This is a genomic window from Salmonella sp. 2020_1459, from assembly GCF_043847915.1.
In the GTDB taxonomy this organism is placed as follows: Bacteria; Pseudomonadota; Gammaproteobacteria; order Enterobacterales; family Enterobacteriaceae; genus Salmonella; species Salmonella enterica.
This window is the reverse complement of record NZ_JBCMFA010000002.1, coordinates 344,511-363,214: the sequence shown is the minus strand read 5'-3', so window position 1 is coordinate 363,214 and position 18,704 is coordinate 344,511. Positions and strand designations below refer to the sequence as shown.

The following is an 18,704-nucleotide window of genomic DNA, read 5'->3' as shown; positions in this document are numbered from 1 at the left end:
GCGGGGATGGATTATTTCTGGTGATGGGAATAAAGCGGCTATTTAGCCGCTTTATTGGTTTATGGGGGCGGGTTAATTGGTGGCGGCGTCGGTAAGGGCGTCGGCCAAGTGGAGCTGGGTTTGTTGGGCGGATTGGATAGATATTTTTAGGTTATCACAGATAAAAATATATTCTCTTATTTTTGACAAAATCAAATTTTGTTGATTAAGAGGTGGTAATGGAATTTTTATACCTCTGATCTTACCTACACTGAGATTATATAGACCGCTGGTGGTAACAGCGAGCCGCTGCATTTCTTTAATACCAGATGGAGAGTTAAGATATAATGCAATAAATTCTTGATATCCTTCCATTATTCCTCGAACTCTTATCAAATGATTTTGATAAACACATTTTTCTATTGGAGCCAACCAAATAGCACAACGACCAATTTCATCAGCACTACCATTACCTTCAACAATTAGAATGTCATTTTTTTTCAACGACCAAAAAGTTAACTCATGAGATTCTAGTTCGAATCTCTCAAGCTCATCAATATTAATATTACCTCTTTGGACATTAGCAACCCGTAAATAAGGAAAATGGTTCTTAACAGGCCGTCTTTTGGGTTGTTTTTGTATTCCGCCGGAAACAAACGTTAAGTCATTAATACAGCACCATTCCCACCCCTCCGGCAATTCAAACGGTTTTTCCTCATCGCTAATCGGTGGTAACGGTTTTTGCTTTTTAATTTTCCCGTCTTTTACCAGCTGTGCTTTTTCCTGCGCAATACGTTTGAGCAGTTCAGAGGCCGGTTCGTCGTTCGGATCCTGCGGAACCAGTTTGCCCATCACCGCCAGTTGTAGAATGGTCTGTTTTAAGGCGTCAATGCTGGCTTCTGTGGTAAACAGCGTATCGAAATGCTCGCTGATACGCGCCCAGTTTTCGGCCAGTTCATCGGCGTTCTGGCTGTCGGTTAGCGTGGTTAGCAGGGTTTCAACCAGCTGTTGATGGGCGTCCAGACTGGTCAGTGAGTGCTGTTCCAGTTGGTCGCAGAGGGATATTAACTCAAATACTGTATTTTTTATCTTTTCTTGTTCTATCTCTGGTGGAAAAGGAATTAATGTATGCTTCAGATTTGATTGAGTAATCTGATTTATTGTGGTTGTATCAACTCCGTCTAGGTTACGTCTAAATGATGGAGAATCTAAGAAAATTTTGACGTAATTATTATAGCTACATCTAAATATTGCCATAAAGGCACCGAAGGCCATTGGTTCGGAAAGTGAATTAATTAGAGCATTTTTCCCTACAAGGGTCTTACTTCCATTTCTTGCACAAATTAATAGATCTCCATCTTCAACATAAGATGAATTTTTTATTTCCATGCCAGAAACACGAACTAGATCCGTAAAATCTAATATGCCATTTTGTATATTAGATGATCTTAATACTGGAGTGCCGGTTTCTTTTATGTTATTAGGTGAATAAGTTAAGCCGATATTAGTTTCACCAATGTCTCCCAGTCGCACCCACTCCCACCCCACCGGCAACTCAAACGGCTTCTCTTCCTCGCTAATCTCCGGCAGCGGCTTTTGCTTTTTAATTTTCCCCTGCTTCACCAGCTCGGCCTTTTCCGCCGCAATACGCTCCAGCAGCACCGACGCTGGCTCATCGTTCGGATCCTGCGGCACCAGCTTGCCGTGCACCGCCAGCTCCAGAATCAGCTCGCGCAGCTTCTTAATGCCGTACAGGTCAATCTTACCCGAGCTGCCGCGTCCGGCGGTGGAACGGGTTTGCAGCGCCGTAGTCCAGGTATCGATATGGTCGACAATCAGTTTTTCCACCGCCATCAGTTGGCCCCCTTACCGGAGAGCGCCGCGCCGAGAATATCGCGCAGCTGGTGGCGCAGGGTCTGAATTGCTTCCTGCTGCTTGGCGTACTGCGCCAGCAGTTCATCCGGATCGTGGCTGACGGTTTCCGCCTGGTGCGGGTTCTTGATATCGAGGTTAAAGTTGCGGGCAATCACCTCGTCGATGCTGACCTTCCACGCCTGTTCGTTCTCGACGCGGCTGGCGAAGCCGTCAGCCTCGTTGCCCCACCAGTCGATCTCGGCCTGGAATTCTTCAAACTTCATCGGCTTGGTTTTGCTGTAGTTCTTCACGCCGGCCGGGTACGGGTGCTCGTAGAACCAGATGTCTTTGGTCGGCTGGCCTTTGGTAAAGAACAGCAGGTTGGTTTTGATCCCGGTGTACGGGTTAAACACACCGTTCGGCAGACGCACGATGGTGTGCAGGTTGCACTCCTCGGTGAGCAGCTTTTTGATCTTGGTTTTCACGCCTTCGCCAAACAGCGTACCGTCTGGCAGCACCACCGCCGCGCGGCCATTTTTCGCCAGCACTTCAATAATCAATTGCAGGAACAGATCCGCCGTTTCGCGGGTCTGCATCTCTGCCGGGAAGTTCTTCTCGATACCGTCTTCTTCGGTGCCGCCGAACGGCGGGTTGGTGACGATCACATCCAGCTGTTCATCCCACGACGACAGCGGCTTATTGAGGGTGTTGTCGTGACGAATTTGCACCGGCACTTCGATACCGTGCAGCAGCATATTGGTGGTCGCCAGCAGGTGAGGAAGCTGTTTTTTCTCCACGCCGTGGATCTGCTGTTGCAGCGTCTGGTGATCGGCCACGCTCTTCACGTAGTTGTTTTTTACGTGATCGAACGCGCAGGCGAGGAAGCCGCCGGTGCCGCAGGCCGGGTCCATAATCGACTCGCCGAGCTTCGGATCGACGCGATCGACCATAAAGCGGGTGACGGCGCGCGGGGTATAGAATTCACCGGCATTGCCCGCCGATTGCAGATCTTTGAGGATCTGTTCGTAAATGTCGCCGAACAGGTGGCGTTCGCTGGCGCTGGTGAAGTCGATTTCGTTAAGCTTGTTGATCACCTGACGCAGCAGGGTGCCGTTTTTCATGTAGTTATAGGCATCGCTGAACGCCTGTCTGACCACAAAGCCGCGCGGGTTTTTATCAATAGGCGCGGTGAGGTTTTTCAGCGCCGGGAACAGGTCATCGTTAACGAATTCCAGCAGGGAATCGCCGGTAATGCCTTCGGCGTTTGCCGCCCAGGTGCGCCACAGGTAGCGCTGCGGGATCGGGTACTGATAGTTATCCTGCTCCAGTTCCAGCGCTTCTTCCTGGGCGTCAAAGATTTTCAGAAACAGCAGCCAGGAGAGCTGGCCGAGGCGCTGCGCATCGCCGTCCACGCCGGCGTCTTTGCGCATAATGTCCTGTAATGATTTGATTACTGAGCTGATTGACATGATGTGTTCCATGTTTCATTAACAATAAGGCCTTCTGCTACACGATGGCAGCAGAAGGCGCAAAAGGGGAGTGGTTACGCGGAGCGGGGCGGTAAGTGGTAGATTTCGCTCTCCAGCTCGCTGATGGCCTGATTATACCCGTTACGGTCGCCGAATCCGCTTTTAATGATCTCCGGTAGCGTACCCATGCTGTCGAACGGCTTGAGTTTCAGCACCTGAATACTCTCTATTTCCTGCACGCCCGCATCGGCGTATTTATCCAGCAGCGTATTCAGCACCGCCTGCGCGGCGTCGGAGTATTTGGTGAAGTAGTTGCGCTTACGCACGTTCTCCGCCCGCTCTTTGCGGGTTAACGGCGGCTGACCATACACCACGTGGCACAGCATGTCGAACGGGTCGAGCTCTTTACCGACCTCTTCCGCCAGCACTTCCCAGATGATCCCCTGCTGCTCCAGCTCCTTGATGATGGCCTCTTTGCGTTCGGCGTCCTGCCATTTGCGGGTGAAATCATCCAGCGAGGCGTACTCTTTGAGCAACGTTTTGCGGGTGTAATCTTTGAACGACTCGGTGACCAGCTTGCCGTCGGCATCGTAATACTGCACGCGCTGGGCGATTACGCCGACGGCGACGCCGTTGACGTGGAACTTGCGCACTTTATTTTCATCGTCTTCCGGCAGCGGGCCGACATCGTCTGAACCGGTGACGGTATACGGCGCGGGATCTTCATCGGCACCGGTGATGTCATCTTCAGTCTCTTCTTCGTGCTCGTCGAACTGCTCTTCAAAATCAGAGTCCGGGTCGGCGATATCTTCCGGCGTGGTATCCATCACCTTTTCCGGGATGCCGTCGAAGCGTTCGTCGGCAAACAGTTCGGTGGCCTTTTTGAAGTCGAGGATGGTGAACCATAGCTTGCCGTAGCGTTCATCGATGCGGGTGCCGCGGCCGATGATCTGCTTGAATTTGGTCATCGACTGAATGTTTTGGTCCAGCACCACCAGTTTGCAGGTCTTTGCGTCGACGCCGGTGGTCATCAGCTCGGAGGTGGTGGCGATAACCGGATAGGCCTTTTTAGGGTTAATAAAGTTATCCAGCTGGGCTTTGCCGATGTCGTCATCGCCGGTGATTTTCATCACGTACTTGTCGTTCTTTTTGACCTGTTCCGGGTTGAGATTGACCAGCGCGCGGCGCATGCGCTCCGCGTGATCGATGTCGTTACAGAAGATGATGGTTTTATCCATCGGGTTGGTGCGCTTGAGGTAATCGGTAATGGTTTTTGCCACCAGTTCGGTGCGTTCATCAATCACCATCGTGCGATCAAAATCTTTCTGGTTGTAGATACGGTCGTCGATCAGCTCACCGTTTTTATCCGTCTGGCCTTTGGTGGGACGCCAGCCCTGAAGATCGACGTCGATATCGACGCGCACCACTTTATAAGGGGCAAGGAAACCGTCTTCGATACCTTCTTTCAGCGAGTAGATATATACCGGGTCGCCGAAGTAATCGGTGCTGGAGACTTCATGAGTCTCTTTCGGCGTGGCGGTTAAGCCAATCTGCGTGGAGGTGCTGAAATAGTCGAGGATTTCGCGCCACGCGCTGTCTTCCGAAGCGCTGCCGCGATGGCATTCGTCGATCACAATCAGGTCAAAGAAATCCGGCGCTACCTGTTTAAAGGCTTTTTGTTCTTCTTCCGGGCCGGTGATGGCCTGGTACAGCGCGAGATGGATTTCAAAGGCCGGGTCGATGGTGCGCCCGGTGACCTTGGTCATCGCCGTGCCAAACGGCAGGAAGTCGTTGTTCTTGGTCTGATCGACCAGAATGTTGCGATCGGCGAGGAACAGGATCCGCTTCTTACTTTTGGCTTTCCATAAGCGCCAGATTATCTGGAAGGCGGTGTAGGTTTTCCCCGTTCCAGTCGCCATCACCAGCAGAACGCGGTCTTGCCCGGCTGAGACGGCTTCAATGGTTTTGTTGATGGCCTGTAGCTGATAGTAGCGCGGCGATTTGCCGGTGTTATCGTCGTAGTAGTCCTGAGTAATCACCGGGAGCTGGGCTTGCGTGTAACCCTTCCAGACGCAGTATTTTTGCCATAATTCGTCAGGCGTTGGGAATTCGTCGAGGGTAATTTCTCGCTCAATCGCGCCGGTTGCCGTTTTATCATGGAAGATAAAGCCATCGCCATTGGTAGCGAAGACGAAAGGAACGTCCAGCAGGTGCGCATAACCCAGCGCCTGCTGCATACCTTTGCCGATTTCATGTTTATTGGCTTTAGCTTCGATCACCGCCAGCGGCATGTTTAATTTGTGGTACAGCACGATATCGGCAGATTTCACCGTTCTACGCGCCGCGACTTTGCCGCGCACGATGACCTTACCGTCCCGGAGTTTGACTTCCTGTCGGATTTGAGTTGTGTTATCCCAGCCAGCTTTCAGGATGGCGGGCATAACGCGTTTGGTGATGATGTCTGCTTCCGTCAGGGTACTCAGGTTCAGGTCAGCCATTGGGGATTCTCATCGAATAGCGATGCGCAAATTCTACACACAAAATCAGATGAAATCATTACACTCTGTGTGCATTATTGGTGTTAAGTCTCTGTTTTAGATGAATTCGTGAATTCTGTACCCAACATATAAGGTTTTAATATGGAAGTTATTAAGATTTGGAGATCCTTTCTTAAACATTTTAAACAGAAAAAATTAGATTCTGCGGTGATTGTCTATGGCGTGATCGCAATCTATTTAATCCCCTATAAAGTTCCTTTAAAAAGTTACCTGGTTGCATTTCTCTTTGTATCTATTCTAATATTCTCTTGCACTCAAGAAAATCGAATTAGGGAATATATCAGTTTCTTTGTACGCACAGACAATGATCATTTATTGACTCGGTTTGCTGGTATTCTATCGCTAACTGCATGGTCAATTTTTTTGCTTTTGTTGTTGTCTGCTAATGTGTTTGTCAACACCATAACGTATTGGTTAGCTATTTTATTTTCAGTCTCTATCCTCATTAGTAGCATTTTGACTATTTTAGATTTTGCCAGAAATAATACAGCAAAAACCTTTAAGGTAATCGGCTTGGCGGTTACCGCATTTTCAGGTGTTTTTGTTTTTACTAGTAGTTACTCTGCCAGTATTTTCTGGCAAATCAGTAATCTGGAGCTATCCTCTTCTCCATGGTTAGAATATTGTTGGAAAGCCACCGCATTTCTTATGTTTTTCCTGTGGTTATCACAACCTATTTGCTATGGGCTATTTCTGCGTTACGGTGATAAAGCAAAAGGGTATCGAATCTTTACATTAACAGGTGCTTTTATTATGTCTATGTTTTTGTTTCTGCTTGTTCCTGTGTTGATTGGTGATGTCGCTTATTTTGTGCTAAAAAAGACCATCAACCATGAATGGCGCAATGAAGCAAAGTGCGGTGAATTGGAAGTGAAGAATAAAAACGAAAAATATTTTGGTTTTAATACTGATAAATATACTGTGTTTTATTCGGATAAAAATGATAAGTGGGGTTTCTATGAGATCACCTGCAAAAAAGGGAGCGACAGGAGAGATACTTATAGTGTGGAGCCTTTGCCGGAGTATAATATCCCCTCGTGGTTAAGGTAGTTTGTATTTATCATTATGTAGTGGTGCGCTGGTGGAAGATATAATATGCTAACGGTGAATAGAGAGTGCCATATCTGCTCTGAAGGCCATCATTCTGTGATGGCCTTGATGCGGGTTACTTCCTTAACCCCGCAAACGCCGCTCTGATCTCGTCTTCCGGCAACTGGATCCCGATAAATACCAGCGTGCTGTGCGGCGTTTCGTCGCCCCACGGTCTGTCCCAGTCGGCGCTGTAGAGACGCTGCACGCCCTGGAACAGCAGGCGGTTGGGGGCGCCGTCGATCCACAGCATCCCTTTGTAACGCAGCAGTTTATCCGCTGATTCCAGCAGCAGGTTTTCCATCACCCGCGAAACCTCGCTGATATCCACCGGGTAATCCAGCTCCACCACAATTGACGACACATCGTTCTGTTTATCGGCAATAAAGTGGAAACGCGGTTGGCTTGCCAGCACGTTCTCTTCCAGCATAAAGCCGCTGGTATTAAACAACTGACTCAGGTCAATATCGCCGTGTACCACGGTGTAAACCGGGGCGCGGGCGTTGATACGCGCCAGCCGCTCGCGCAGTTTCTCGCTGTCGCCTGCCACGTCGGTTTTGGTCAGCAGGATACGGTCGGCGTAGCCTATCTGCGACTGGGCGATGGTGAACTGGTTCATCTGCTCGTTAGCGTGCACCGCGTCGACCAGCGCAATCACGCCGTCTAACAGGTAGCGTTCGCATAATACGTCATGGGAGAAAAAGGTCTGAATAATCGGGCCGGGGTCAGCCATGCCGGTGCATTCAATCACCAGACGGTCGAAAGCAATATCGCCGCGGTCGCGGCTGTCGAGCAGGTCTAATAGCGCATCTTCCAGCTCGTTGGAGCGGGTACAGCAGATGCAGCCGTTAGTCAGGGTTTTGATCTGTGTGGCGCGATCGCCAATCAGTTGATCGTCAACGGAGACTTCGCCAAATTCGTTTTCGATAACAGCAATTTTAAAACCATGTTGTTCGTTGAGGATATGGCGTAGTAGGGTGGTTTTGCCGGCACCAAGAAAACCGGTAAGTAGGGTAACTGCAATCGGGATCATAGTCTCTCCATTAACAACAGCGCATACCGCCTTTGCCATCGCCGCCGTAACGTGCTTGCTGACGTTCGCGGAAGAACTCTTCATAGGTCATGTACGGCTTGTCGGGATGGTTGGTTTTCATGTGCTCGACATAGTTGTCGTAGTCCGGAATACCAATCAACATTTTTGCCGCCTGGCCGAGATATTTTTTTGCCTGACCTAAAGTATCAAACATTCTGCCGTCCTGTTAATGAATAAAGCCGGATGGCGGCTTGCGCCTTATCCGGCCTACACTAGCCGGGATCGCTGTGCGCTACCCGGCATCAGTTTTAGTGGTGTGAAGAGATCTTCACGCCGCCTTCCGGCACGGGCACATACGGGGTTTCTTTGTCGGTACGTTTATCGCTGTTGCGTACCTTCATCCAGGTGGTGAAACCGTAGAAGATAATACTGTACACCACCACCAGGAACAGAATACTCAAACCAGCGTTAGTGTAGTTGTTCACCACGATATGGTTCATGTTGGCAATCTGCTGCTCGGTCAGGTTGGTGCCGTTGGCAATCTTCTCTTTATACAGGTTTGCCATGTAGAAGAAACCTTCCATCTGTGGGTTGGCGCTGAACAGTTTCAGGCCCAGTGCCCAGGTGGTGCAGATCAGCAGCCATACCGCCGGGATCACCGTTACCCAGATGTACTTGGTGCGCTGCATTTTGATCAGTACCACGGTGCTCAACACCAGCGCCACGGCGGCCAGCATCTGGTTAGAGATACCGAACAGCGGCCACAGGCTCTTCACGCCGCCCAGTGGGTCGACCACGCCCTGATACAGCAGATAGCCCCACAAACCGACGCAGCCTGCGGTACCGATGATACCCGCGACCAGAGAATCGGTTTTTTTCAGGAACGGGACGAAGTTACCCAGCAAATCCTGCAACATAAAGCGGCCAGAACGGGTACCCGCATCCAGTGCGGTCAGGATAAACAGTGCTTCGAACAGAATACCGAAGTGATACCAGAAGCCCATATCCGCCATCGGCAGGACTTTGTGGAACACGTGCGCGATACCTACTGCCAGCGTTGGCGCGCCGCCTGCGCGGTTCAATACTGACGGTTCACCGATATCTTTCGCAGTTTGCAGGATTTGTTCCGGGGAAATCACAAAGCCCCAGGAGCTGACGGTCGCCGCTGCATGTGCGGTAACGTCTTTCAACTGCGCCATAATCAGCGGCGCGTTCTCGCCGCCCATCTCGTGCAGGTTTGGCATGGTAATGCCCAGACCTGCCGGCGGGGTGTTCATCGCGAAGTAGAGACCCGGTTCAATGATCGAGGCCGCCACCAGCGCCATCACCGCAACAAAGGACTCCATCAGCATCGCGCCGTAGCCGATAAAACGCGCATCGGTCTCACAGGCCAGCAGTTTCGGCGTGGTACCGGAAGAGATGAGCGCGTGGAAGCCAGAGACGGCGCCACAGGCGATGGTGATGAACAGGAACGGGAACAGGGCGCCTTTCCACAGCGGGCCAGTACCGTCGACATATTGCGTCAATGCCGGCATTTTCAGTTCCGGGTTGAGGATCACAATCCCCAGCGCCAGACCGACGATCACGCCGATTTTCAGGAAGGTAGCGAGATAGTCGCGCGGGGCAAGGATCAGCCATACCGGCAGCAGCGCGGAAACAAAGGCGTAGCCGATCAGCGCGAAGGTAATGGTGGTGTCTTTAAAGGTCAGCGCCGGGCCCCAGTACGGGTCGTGGGCAATCACGCCGCCGAAGTAAATAGACGCCACCAGCAGCACGATACCAATAACGGAGACTTCGCCTACGCGTCCCGGACGCAGGAAGCGCATGTAGATGCCCATAAACAGCGCAATCGGCACCGTGGAGCAGACGGTGAAGACACCCCACGGGCTTTCGGCCAGAGCTTTAACCACGATTAATGCCAGCACCGCGAGGATGATGATCATAATTAAGAAGCAGCCGAACAGCGCGATGGTGCCTGGAACGGTACCCATCTCTTCTTTGATCATCTCGCCAAGAGAGGCGCCGTTACGGCGGGAAGAGATGAACAGCACCATAAAGTCCTGCACTGCGCCCGCGAGCACCACGCCCGCCAGTAACCACAGTGTCCCCGGCAGATAGCCCATCTGCGCAGCCAATACCGGCCCGACCAGCGGACCTGCGCCGGCGATGGCGGCGAAGTGGTGACCAAACAGCACGTAGCGGTTAGTCGGCACGTAGTTCAGGCCGTCGTTATTGATAACCGCCGGCGTCGCGCGCGTCGGGTCGAGTTTCATGACCTTCTGGGCGATATACAGGCTGTAGTAGCGGTAAGCCACCAGATAGACGGAAACGGAAGCGACCACGATCCACAGGGCGCTCACGTGTTCACCCCGACGTAGGGCAACGACCGAGAGGCAGAAAGCACCGATGATTCCGAGAATCACCCAGGGTATGTGCTTGAATATCTTTTTCGTATCCATAGTAAAACCTGGTTGTAAGTTTAATTATCAGCCGAAGCTGGGTGGATATTGAGTTCGTGTTTGAGGAGGTAGATTGACTGCTATGCTGAGAGGATCTTGCCAGATCATCGCGCGCGTAAAGTTAGGTAAATCAGTGAGTGGTTGTATGGCGGTTTAAGCGGTCGGACGTACCGGTAAGCGGTTTCGCGGAGGAGGGCGTGGGCTATTTTATGTGATTGAGATCACGATATAAAATGGGACGATCCTTGTTGCGCGGGGCGTCATAACGACTTCACTGAGCTAATCGTGATATTAATGGCGCGCATCCCATAAAGTTTTCCCTTTCCAGGCCGAAAATTCTGTATCTGTCTAGCGGAAAGAGAAAACATGTTAAAGCGAATTAAAATTGTTACCAGCTTACTGCTGGTATTGGCGCTATTTGGCCTTTTACAACTGACATCCGGCGGGCTGTTCTTCAACTCGCTGAAGAATGACAAAGAAAACTTCACCGTATTGCAAACCATTCGTCAGCAGCAGTCTGCCCTGAATGCAACCTGGGTGGAGCTGTTGCAAACGCGTAATACCCTGAATCGCGCGGGTATCCGCTGGATGATGGACCAGAGCAATATTGGCAGCGGCGCAACTGTCGCTGAACTGATGCAGGGGGCGACCAATACGCTGAAGCTGACCGAAAAAAACTGGGCGCAGTATGAGGCGTTACCGCGCGATCCACGTCAGAGTGAAGCGGCTTTCCTTGAGATCAAACGAACCTATGATATCTACCACGGCGCGTTGGCGGAGCTTATTCAGCTTCTTGGCGCGGGTAAGATTAACGAGTTTTTTGATCAACCGACTCAAAGCTATCAGGACGCTTTTGAGAAGCAGTACATGGCCTATATGCAGCAAAACGATCGTCTGTACGATATTGCTGTTGAGGATAACAACAGTTCCTACAACCAGGCGATGTGGGTACTGGTCAGTGTGCTGATTGCCGTTCTGGTGGTCATTATCGCCGTCTGGTTCGGCATCAAACTGTCGCTTATTGCCCCGATGAATCGTCTGATTGAAAGCATTCGTCATATCGCCAGCGGCGATCTGGTGAAGCGTATCGACGTGGAAGGCTCCAACGAAATGGGGCAGTTGGCTGAAAACCTGCGTCATATGCAAAGTGAACTGATGCGTACCGTTGGCGATGTACGTAACGGCGCGAATGCGATCTATAGCGGCGCCAGCGAGATTGCGATGGGCAACAACGATCTCTCTTCCCGTACTGAGCAGCAGGCAGCGTCTCTGGAAGAGACCGCCGCCAGTATGGAACAACTGACCGCCACCGTGAAACAGAACGCCGAAAACGCCCGTCAGGCCAGTCACCTGGCATTGAGCGCCTCTGAAACAGCGCAAAAAGGCGGCAAAGTGGTGGATAACGTCGTACAAACAATGCGCGATATCGCCTCCAGTTCGCAGAAAATCGCCGATATTATCAGCGTAATCGACGGTATTGCTTTCCAGACCAATATCCTGGCGCTGAATGCGGCGGTAGAAGCGGCGCGCGCAGGCGAGCAGGGACGCGGGTTCGCGGTGGTAGCCGGTGAAGTCCGTAATCTGGCCCAGCGTAGCGCGCAGGCGGCACGAGAGATCAAGAGTCTGATTGAGGATTCCGTGAGCCGTGTTGATGTGGGGTCGACGCTGGTCGAAAGCGCCGGTGAAACCATGGATGAGATCGTCAATGCAGTGACCCGCGTGACCGATATCATGGGCGAGATTGCCTCGGCGTCCGACGAGCAAAGCCGTGGTATCGACCAGGTGGGCCTGGCGGTAGCGGAGATGGATCGCGTAACGCAGCAGAACGCCTCGCTGGTGGAAGAGTCCGCCGCCGCGGCTGCGGCGCTGGAAGAGCAAGCCAGCCGTCTGACCCAGGCCGTCGCGGTGTTCCGTATTCACCAGCAACAGCAGCGTGCGCGTGAAGTGGCTGCGGTAAAAACCCCGGCAGCCGTGTCGTCACCAAAGGCCGCTGTGGCCGACGGCAGCGATAATTGGGAAACGTTTTAAGGGCGTAGTGGTGAACAGTCGGCCTACAGACGACCGTAGGCCGGATGAGATGTTCACACTTTTGCCTGATGGCGTAGCGCTTACCAGGCCTGTGCGCCAGTTTATTGATAAAGATGATGTGTAGGCCGGGTAAGGCGCAGCCGCCACCCGGCATATATGACATTCTCTTTTAACTCTCAACATTCACCACTTTGATCTCCACCATGCCAATCCCCAATTTGCGCGGCGAATGGCCCAAAATATTACCTTCGTTGGTGGCGACGGGAGCGGGCGGCGCAATGACTAAGGTATTCGCGTCCGTCGGGTTGTTGAAATGCAGCGTGATAGTGGACACATCGTGACCCAGCACCAGCGTCTGTTCTTCGTTGCCTACGCGTACCGGAATCGGGCGATTCGCGTTGTCGCCGAAGGCTTTGGCGGTGATCACCAGATCAAACTTTTTCGGCAGCGGCGCTTTATATTCGATTTTAACCTCATCGCCCAACTGCGCATTTGACCAGCGCCCCCAGGACTCCGGCCGGGAAATGCCGCTAAACTGCTTCACCTCCTCCGGCGCGCCCGCCACATTAAAGATAAAGCTATCGGCTTTATAACGAATATCGTTATCGACAATCTTTAAGGTATCGACGTTGCCTTTGTAGCGTTCCATATCGATCATCGTGTCTTTAAACGCCGTCTTACCCTGCCACTGCGCTTTATCGACATGCTGTACGGTTTGCTGCCCGCCAAGCTGCCCCTGCGAGACGCACCAGTCGGTGGAGAGCGCCAGCGCCGGCGCCCATAGCTGCGCCATTTTGTAGCAGCGATCGATCCAAACGAAATTATCGCGCGGGGCGAAGTCGGCCAACTGGAACCGTAGCGGAGCGGAGTATTCACTTTCCGGTAACGGCTCGACGCGCTTATCCGATACGCGCAGTAGTAACGGCAGGCGGAAGTGGCTCCCGGAAAACGCGATCATGTTTTTGTCCCGATCGACGGTAAAATCTTTTATCTCTTTCGGGAAATTCCACAGGCGAATGATATCCGGCTTCATCGCCAGCACTTTCTCTTTTACATTCAGGAACACTTCCGACAGCGACTGCCCGGAAAGGCTGCTACGTCCCAGACCGATAAAATTATCGCCGCCGAGAATATCCAGCACCGTTGCGCCGTTGTCCATCGTGTTGCGTTTGACCGCCAGCGTCTCCTGCTGCGGTTTATCGCCGCGCAGAATGAAAAACAGATTGTTGCGATCTTGCTTATTCAGGTACTTCCAGGCCGTATTATTCATCGCCAGATGGTCGGAAGAGACGACGATAACGGTATCTTTAAACCACGGTGACGCTTTGATTTTGTTGATAAACTCGGCGATGTTTTCCTGGCTGCAACTTACGGCGCTAAAGGACTGGTTGGGCTTGCCGTCGTAATCGTAGCGTTTGCGGTTGCAGGTGCGTGAGATAAACCCGTCCGGGTGGTGAGTATCTACGGTCAGCGTAAACAGCGAAAAACGCTGGCCTGAGCGGGAAAGCGCTTCAAATTTCTTCCATGCCTCATCAAGCACCGTATCGTCGTAGAAGCCCCAGTCGTTACGATAAGACGGGTCCGCCACCACCGTTTTTAGCTCTTCAGCGCCGTACAGATGATCAAATCCGTGTGATTTCAGGAACACGTCTTTCCCGGCAAAACGCAGGTTAGCGCCCTGCACGAAATAGTTCTGGTAGCCGGAGTTTTTCAGAATATCGCCGAGGCAGATATTCTGCGGGAAGAAGCTGGAAACCGACGCGGACGCATTGCCCTCAAACGGCGCAAACAGCGGAATACCGCACTGGGAAGCCACCATCCCGGCGATGGTGTAATCCGTTCCCGGCAGTTGCATGGTATGGCTGAAATCCAGCCCCTCATTTTTCAGCGCGCCCAACTCTGGCGTGAGATTGGGGAAAGCGTCATTATCAAAATAGGTCCGTTCCAGGCTCTCGCCGTAGATATAGACCAGATTGAGCTTCGGATGAGGAATGGTTTTTGCTGGTTCTTTATAATAAACGGCAAAATCCGGATCGCCATCGCGCATTTGTGATTTTACCAGTTCGGTAATCTGGCGAAACGCCGGGCTGGCGTCGACCGAACCTAACGCCAGCAGTAACGCCAGCAGGCTGTAACCGACATGATGAGGATGGTGACGGCGGCGGCGTAGTACCCATCCCAGCGCGCCAAATACCGCCACTAACGCCAGGGCAATACCGATTCCCGGCAGAATATATTTGCCGACTCCCGCTCCCGTCAGACTATTCGTGAGCGTATAAAGCACTGCGTCGTTGATCCCGTCGCCGGTAAAATAGTCGCTGGCATACAGGGTAATATTCAGAATGACAAAAAGTCCCAGCACCGTGAGAGTGGCGGCAAACCACCAGGTGTTACGGCCCGCCTTCCAGGCATATATCAGCACAGAGGCGAGAAACAGAGCGACAGAGAGCAACTCGGACAACTGACGATCCTCAATAAACCAGGCTTATCGCTGGCAGGAAAAAATTTCTAACAATGTAATAGCGATGTCACATTGCTGCAATTCTAATGACTTTACACGGCGCTGTTATTTAGAATGAGTTTAGAAAGTTGGTTTTTTGATCGGCATCACTTCCTGACATAGCGGCTAATAACAGGAAAAGACGAAGAGAAAAATCGGGTTAATGCCGTGTTGGCGGGTAAAGGGCCAAAACACGGCTTTTATCAGGGCGTCCCAGCGTGGCGCACGGTCAGGAAAACGCAGTCAGGAGAGGAAATTCAGCCCTTGCTGTAACACCAGATCGCAAGCTTTGGTTTTCACCTTTTCCGCCAGCGGCGTACTGCCGATATTATTGAGGTTCAACTGCTGGCCGTCCTTCGTCTTGAGCAACCCTTGCAGGCCGTTCAGGTAGTTAGTGTCCTGCTCCTGCTGTGTGGTATCCAACCCCAACTTGTTCAGAATCTGATTTTTAACGTTTTCCACGTTGGTAGCGGACGCCAGCTTCTGTTTGGCGCAGTACTGCAAAATACCGGCGGCATTATTCATATTATCGGCGCTGAGTGACTGGGCACCTCTGCTGAGCAGACCGGTTAGCGCAGAAAGCGACATCCCGCCCTGCTGTGCGTTCGCGCCCTGAGCGCTTAGCTGACTGGCGGCAATACCGCTGGTGGAAATCAGTACGCTGGCGATCGCCGCGCAGCACAGAACATGTTTCGCTGTATTCATGGTAATCACCTGTGTTATGCCAGCCAGGCGTCGTATCGCCCTGGCGCACGTTGCAATTTAATACTCTTTACCTGTCACCCGGCTGCGGTAACTGTCCCAGGTAAAATTAACCCATAAACTGTTGCCGAGACGCATACGGTCCATGACGCGTTCGCCAAGCATTTTCGTCATCTCTTCCATATTGCTGTTCGTCAACATGCCGGTGGGACGTTTTGACGAGGAACGACGATCGACAATTTGATTGATGATCACTTTTTCATAGCGGGATTCGGTCTGCACGCCGATCTCGTCGATCACCAACAGATCAACGTTACTCAGATCGTTAAGCAACTGCTCTTCGCTGGTTTCCCGATTGCTGAACGTGTCTTTCATCGCTGACATAATATCCGCTACGGTGATAATCAGTACTGACTTTCCGCGCAGCAGCAGCTCGTTACAAATAGCCGCGGCGAGATGGTTTTTACCGGTTCCCGGCTTGCCGGAAAAGACAAAGCTGGCGATATTGCCGTCAAATTCATCAACGTACTGTCGGGCTTTGCTTAACGCGTTCATTTGTCCGTCGCACTCAACCCGATAGTTATCAAACGAACAGTTTTGATGCAGCGGTCGAATGCCGGAACGGTTAAAGGTGCGCTGCATTTTCATCGCCCGATTTTCCCGCGCCAGCGCTGCCGCCCGGATCTCGCCTTGCTCTTTCTGCCACGCCAGCAATTCTTCGCCCGTTTTAAACGCCGGCGTAATATGCGCAGGCATCATTTTTTGTAGACGCTGCATCAGGTCGCCAACATTTTTCATCGTTACCCCCTAAAACCTGGTGGAATATGATTGTCAGGTTCGCTGACGCTATTGATGTCGCGCTGCGGCATTCCGCCATTGCTGGAACGGCTGATTTGCACGCTGCGCGCCAGCTTTTGCTGCCACTGGATATGGTGAAAAACCTTACCTTCCGCCTGCCAGTAGGCGATAAACGCCGCCAGCTCTTCTGCGGTGACCGGCTCCCGAAGCGCCACGCCCCAAAGGGCAGCCTGACGCTGAAAATCCGCATCCGGTTGCCAGGCGGGATACATGGCGAATTTTCCGCAGGGAATCGCAACGGGGGCGGCTTCGGGTTCTTCGTAAAATTGCGCGTCTAACGCCACATCGCTTCCCGGACGTGATAACTTTTCTTCAAGCGCCAGCAGTTCAGCCATGCGTGCAGGCGTCACGGCATAAAATGCAGGCGCATTATTAGCGAATACCGCCACTGCGCCGCCCGTTGACTTCGCCAGCACAGCATGATGATCGTGTAAAAGGGCGTCAATACCGATGACGTTCGACGTTAAAATTCTGGAAGACATAATGTTTCTCAATATGGAACAACAACCGAGAAGGGCGACTGTTTTTATAGTACCACACAGACCTGTAAGAACAGCAGGAGGCGTTCCACCATTCACACGCGGGGGCGTTTGCGGTACAGCCATAATCCCGGTACAGAGAGGCCAATTGAGAGCGCGCCAACAATGGAAGAGGCTTTCAGAAAATTGGTCAGCAGCGTAATCATCATCGGTTCGCTATAGCCCAGATGGCTAATTTTTACTGCGGAAATCATCGCGGTATAGGCGGAAATCCCCGGAAACATCGGGATCACGGCCGCGACGGTAAACACTTTAGGGTGAGCGAGATACCAGCGTGACCACTGAATACCAATACTGCCGACCAGCAGCGAAGCCATAAACGTCGACCATTCGATATTAAAGCCAGCGCTCATCATCAGCATACGCGAGCCATGACCCAGCGCCCCCAGTAGCGCGCACCACGGAAGCGCCCGGTGGGGAACATTAAAGACCATCGCAAACCCGACGGCGGGGATCGCAGACAAGATCATGTCCTGCATTAGCGCCAGTAAAAAGTCGATTATACCCATCCTCGTAGCCCCCATACTGTCATTGACATCACTACGCCCACACAGGTGGCCAGTGTCAACAGGCTGGCGATAGCCCAGCGCGCCAGCCCGGTATTAATATGTCCTTTAAACATATCTGCGACGGAATTAATCAGCGGAAAGCCCGGCACCAGTAGCAGTACGCTCGCCGCCATGGCGATAGTGGGCGTCTGGCTAAAGGCGGGAAGGGTGAGCATCAGCCCGGAAATCGTGGTAGCGACAAAGGCGGTAATGCAAAAATTGATCTGCGGATGTAAATGCCGCTGCGCCAGCATCTGGCGGATATACATGGCTATCATACTGGCGAAAAAGGTGATAACCGCGCCATCCCAGCCGCCATTATTCAGCTTACAAAAGCAGGAGCAGGAAAGACCGACCATAAACGCCACCAGCCAGCGCGGATAACGCAGCGGGCGGAGCTGGCTAAAGCGTTTTTCCACGCCTTTGTAATCCAGCAGACGATGTTCCGCGAGGATAACGATATGCTGAACCTCCGTGACGACGTGCATATTAATGCCGCGATCCTGGTTTTTACGTGTCGATGTCAGACATTGTCCGTCTTTAATGGTCGTCAGGACAATGGCGTTAGAGGAGATCGCGCTTTCGACGCTATCCATACCGAGCGCCAAACCGAGGCGGGTGGAAAGCTCATCAACCAGTGCGCTTTCCGCCCCGTGCTGCAATAAAAGCAGCCCGCATTGAATACATAACCGTGTTACTGCTCGTTGAATTGATTGCTCTTCTTGCATGACTCGTCCTGTCCGAAAAGACATTCTATGCGCCGCCACTATGACAGAGGCTTTCTTTTTAACACGAAGCGCAGGCATGATGGCGTTGGTTAAGATCAATTTCTTGTTGATAAAAACGTCAACCACCAGACGCAACGCATAAGCTTCCTGAGACGTGCGCTTCGTCACAGGCAGGATATCCTTATGGGCGACGGTTCTCGTATGTCCGTTTCCAGAATAGAGGCATTATGCCAGCCTGGCCGCTCATTTTTGAATCAATGATGTGGTGAATTTTATCAACTATATGCATTAATGGTTTAACCACAATGGCGTGAGCAGCGGGCGTAAAAATAGGCATGACTTAGTGTAATTCGTAGATAT

At 52.0% G+C, this 18,704-nt stretch carries 14 protein-coding genes; 2 read left to right on the top strand and 12 right to left on the bottom strand.

The window, feature by feature from the left end; all coding sequences use genetic code 11:
- Positions 1–72 precede the first annotated feature (72 nt).
- From ACH0VJ_RS06645 to hsdR, 3 genes are all read right to left on the bottom strand, one after another.
- Complete coding sequence (locus ACH0VJ_RS06645) at positions 73–1,833, bottom strand: restriction endonuclease subunit S (RefSeq protein WP_031622250.1); 1,761 nt, start codon at positions 1,831–1,833, stop codon at positions 73–75.
- Complete coding sequence (locus ACH0VJ_RS06640; protein ID WP_000028402.1) at positions 1,833–3,302, bottom strand: type I restriction-modification system subunit M; 1,470 nt, start codon at positions 3,300–3,302, stop codon at positions 1,833–1,835. Before ACH0VJ_RS06640 ends, ACH0VJ_RS06645 begins: the two co-directional genes overlap by 1 nt.
- A 74-nt stretch (positions 3,303–3,376) precedes the next feature.
- On the bottom strand, positions 3,377–5,800 hold the full coding sequence (gene hsdR, locus ACH0VJ_RS06635; protein WP_000774453.1) for an EcoAI/FtnUII family type I restriction enzme subunit R: 2,424 nt from the start codon (positions 5,798–5,800) through the stop codon (positions 3,377–3,379).
- 141 nt (positions 5,801–5,941) lie between these two features.
- Here hsdR and ACH0VJ_RS06630 point away from each other — a divergent pair, with 141 nt between their 5' ends.
- Positions 5,942–6,910, top strand: coding sequence for a hypothetical protein (locus ACH0VJ_RS06630; RefSeq protein ID WP_000452024.1), 969 nt, complete (start codon positions 5,942–5,944; stop codon positions 6,908–6,910).
- Positions 6,911–7,025: 115 nt separating this feature from the next.
- Here the strand turns inward: ACH0VJ_RS06630 and yjiA are convergent, their stop codons facing one another.
- From yjiA to btsT, 3 genes are all read right to left on the bottom strand, one after another.
- The gene (gene yjiA / locus ACH0VJ_RS06625; protein ID WP_000612222.1) at positions 7,026–7,982 is read right to left on the bottom strand and encodes a GTPase; all 957 of its coding nucleotides are present in this window, start codon (positions 7,980–7,982) and stop codon (positions 7,026–7,028) included.
- Between the two features lie 10 nt (positions 7,983–7,992).
- Positions 7,993–8,196 (bottom strand): YbdD/YjiX family protein, encoded by a 204-nt coding sequence (locus ACH0VJ_RS06620; RefSeq protein ID WP_000460616.1) that lies wholly within the window; start codon positions 8,194–8,196, stop codon positions 7,993–7,995.
- 94 nt (positions 8,197–8,290) lie between these two features.
- A complete protein-coding gene (gene btsT, locus ACH0VJ_RS06615) occupies positions 8,291–10,441 on the bottom strand; it encodes a pyruvate/proton symporter BtsT (RefSeq protein WP_000379929.1) in 2,151 nt (716 codons plus the stop codon).
- Between the two features lie 366 nt (positions 10,442–10,807).
- Between btsT and tsr the strand changes: the two genes are divergently transcribed.
- A complete protein-coding gene (gene tsr / locus ACH0VJ_RS06610) occupies positions 10,808–12,469 on the top strand; it encodes a methyl-accepting chemotaxis protein (protein ID WP_000919511.1) in 1,662 nt (553 codons plus the stop codon).
- A 169-nt stretch (positions 12,470–12,638) separates the two neighbouring features.
- Here the strand turns inward: tsr and opgB are convergent, their stop codons facing one another.
- The 6 genes from opgB to ACH0VJ_RS06580 form a co-directional block, all read right to left on the bottom strand.
- Positions 12,639–14,930: a phosphatidylglycerol--membrane-oligosaccharide glycerophosphotransferase gene (opgB, locus tag ACH0VJ_RS06605; protein WP_001292713.1), complete on the bottom strand. Its 2,292-nt coding sequence runs from the start codon at positions 14,928–14,930 to the stop codon at positions 12,639–12,641.
- Between the two features lie 282 nt (positions 14,931–15,212).
- Positions 15,213–15,674, bottom strand: coding sequence for a DUF2501 domain-containing protein (locus tag ACH0VJ_RS06600; protein ID WP_001090314.1), 462 nt, complete (start codon positions 15,672–15,674; stop codon positions 15,213–15,215).
- 57 nt (positions 15,675–15,731) lie between these two features.
- Complete coding sequence (dnaC, locus tag ACH0VJ_RS06595; protein ID WP_000799924.1) at positions 15,732–16,469, bottom strand: DNA replication protein DnaC; 738 nt, start codon at positions 16,467–16,469, stop codon at positions 15,732–15,734.
- Positions 16,470–16,471: 2 nt separating this feature from the next.
- On the bottom strand, positions 16,472–17,011 hold the full coding sequence (gene dnaT, locus ACH0VJ_RS06590) for a primosomal protein DnaT (protein WP_000098581.1): 540 nt from the start codon (positions 17,009–17,011) through the stop codon (positions 16,472–16,474).
- Positions 17,012–17,103: 92 nt separating this feature from the next.
- Positions 17,104–17,577 carry a threonine/serine exporter gene (locus ACH0VJ_RS06585; protein ID WP_000511329.1) on the bottom strand — a complete coding sequence of 158 codons (474 nt, stop codon included), beginning with the start codon at positions 17,575–17,577 and terminating at the stop codon, positions 17,104–17,106.
- Complete coding sequence (locus ACH0VJ_RS06580; protein ID WP_001727653.1) at positions 17,568–18,344, bottom strand: threonine/serine exporter ThrE family protein; 777 nt, start codon at positions 18,342–18,344, stop codon at positions 17,568–17,570. Before ACH0VJ_RS06580 ends, ACH0VJ_RS06585 begins: the two co-directional genes overlap by 10 nt.
- Positions 18,345–18,704 lie beyond the last annotated feature (360 nt).